1 protein-coding gene is annotated in these 2461 nt (G+C 72.4%); it reads left to right on the forward strand.

Annotated elements, in window-relative coordinates; genetic code table 11:
* The coding region (locus tag AC07FN_RS45790) for a bifunctional FO biosynthesis protein CofGH (RefSeq protein WP_478401364.1) at positions 1-2461 on the forward strand (2461 nt) is incomplete at both ends.

The following is a 2461-nucleotide window of genomic DNA, read 5'->3' on the forward strand; positions in this document are numbered from 1 at the left end:
TGCTGCACGCCCGCGGCGATGACCTCGAAAGACTGCTGGCGGCGGCCGGTCGCGCGCGGGACGCGCACCTGGTGGCCGAGGGACACGAAGGCGTGGTCACCTACAGCCGCAACGTGTTCATCCCGTTGACCCGGCTTTGCCGGGATCGTTGCCATTACTGCACGTTCGCCACCGTTCCGCACCGCGTGGAGTCCGCCTACCTGGAACGCGACGAGGTGCTGGAGATCGCCCGCCAGGGCGCGGCGGCGGGGTGCAAGGAGGCCCTGTTCACCCTGGGAGACCGGCCCGAGGAGCGCTGGCCCGCCGCCCGGGAGTGGCTGGAGGCGCGCGGTTACTCCTCCACAGTGGATTACGTGCGGGCCTGCGCCATCGCGGTGCTGGAGGAGACCGGCCTGCTGCCGCACCTGAACCCCGGCGTGCTCAGCTGGTCGGAGCTGACCAGGCTCAAACCGGTCGCGGCGAGCATGGGCATGATGCTGGAGACCACGTCGGAGCGGTTGTGGCGGGAGAAGGGCGGCCCGCACTTCGGCAGCCCGGACAAGGAGCCGGCCGTCCGGCTGCGGGTGCTGGCCGACGCCGGCCGCGTCGCGGTGCCGTTCACCAGCGGAATCCTCATCGGAATAGGTGAAACCCGCGCCGAGCGCGCCGAGTCGCTGCTCGCGCTGCGCGGCGTCGCCCGCCAGTACGGGCACCTCCAGGAAATCATCGTGCAGAACTTCCGGGCCAAGCCGGACACCGCGATGCGCGGCATGCCCGACGCCGACCTGCAGGACCTGGCCGCCACCATCGCGGTCGCGCGGCTGCTGATGCCCTCCGGGGTGAGCGTGCAGGCGCCGCCGAACCTCATCGGCGACGAGCAGCTGCTGATGCTGCGCGCCGGGATCGACGACTGGGGCGGGGTTTCGCCGGTGACGCCGGACCACGTCAACCCGGAACGGCCGTGGCCGGAGATCGACGAGCTCGCCGCGAAGACCCGCGAGGGCGGCTTCGAGATGCGCGAGCGCCTCACCGCCTACCCGCGCTACGTGCGCGCCGGGCTGGCCGGGGACAGCACCCAGTGGCTGGACCTGCGGGTGGCCGGTCACGTCGCGGCGCTGTCCGATTCGGACGGTTTCGCCGCCGCGGGCGCCGCGCCGGTCGGCCGGGAGTGGCAGGAGCCGGACGGCGGGTTCGAGTCCATCGGCCGCACCGACCTGCACCGCAGCATCGACACGACCGGTCGCACCGACGATCGCCGCGGCGACTTCGACACGGTCTACGGCGACTGGGACGAGCTGCGCAGGCAGCTGCCCGCCGACGCGGCACCGGAGCGGTTGGACGCCGACGTGCGCGAGGGCCTGCGGCTGGCCGAGGCCGATCCCGCCGCGCTGCTCGACGAGAGCCGCACCGCCGCCGCGATGGCCTTGATGACCTGCGACGGAGCCGCGATGGACGCGCTCGCCGAGATCGCCGACGGGCTGCGCCGGGACGTCGTGGGCGACGACATCACCTACGTCGTCAACCGCAACATCAACTTCTCGAACATCTGCTACGTCGGCTGCCGCTTCTGCGCCTTCGCGCAGCGCGAGCGCGACGCCGACGCCTACCGGCTCTCGCCGGAGGAGGTCGCCGACCGGGCCGACGAGGCGTGGCGGGCCGGGGCGACCGAGATCTGCATGCAGGGCGGCATCGACCCGCGGCTGCCGGTGTCCGGCTACGCCGACCTGGTGCGCGCGATCAAGCAGCGGGTTCCCGAGATGCACGTCCACGCGTTCAGCCCGATGGAGATCGTCAGCGCCGCGGCGAAGGCCGGGGCGAGCATCGCCGACTGGCTCGCCGAGCTGAAGGAGGCCGGGCTGGGCAGCATTCCCGGCACCGCGGCGGAGATCCTCGACGACGAGGTGCGCTGGGTGCTGACCAAGGGCAAGCTGCCCGCCGCCGAGTGGATCGAGGTCGTCAGCACCGCGCACCGGCTGGGCATCCCGTCCTCGTCGACGATGATGTACGGCCACGTCGACACCCCGGAGCACTGGCTCGGTCACCTCCGCACCCTGGCCGGTGTGCAGGACGCCGCGGCCGAGCACGGCAACGCCGGGTTCACCGAGTTCGTCCCGCTCCCGTTCGTGCACCGCAACGCGCCGATCTACCTCGCCGGGCTGGCCCGCCCGGGACCGACCCGCCGGGACAACCGCGCGGTGCACGCGATGGCGCGCGTCCTGCTGCACGGCCGGATCGACAACGTCCAGTGCTCGTGGGTGAAGCTCGGCGACGAAGGCACGTCGGAGGTGCTCAACGGCGGCGCCAACGACGTCGGCGGAACGCTGATGGAGGAGACCATCAGCCGGATGGCCGGTTCCGAGCACGGCTCGGAGCGCAGCGTTGAGGAGCTGCACGAACTGGCCGCGCGGGCGGGCCGCTCGGCGCGGCAGCGCAGTACCACTTACGAGCGAATTGGCCGGGTCCAGCTGGGCATCAGCCAGGC

This window comes from Saccharopolyspora sp. NPDC045941 (assembly GCF_056431445.1).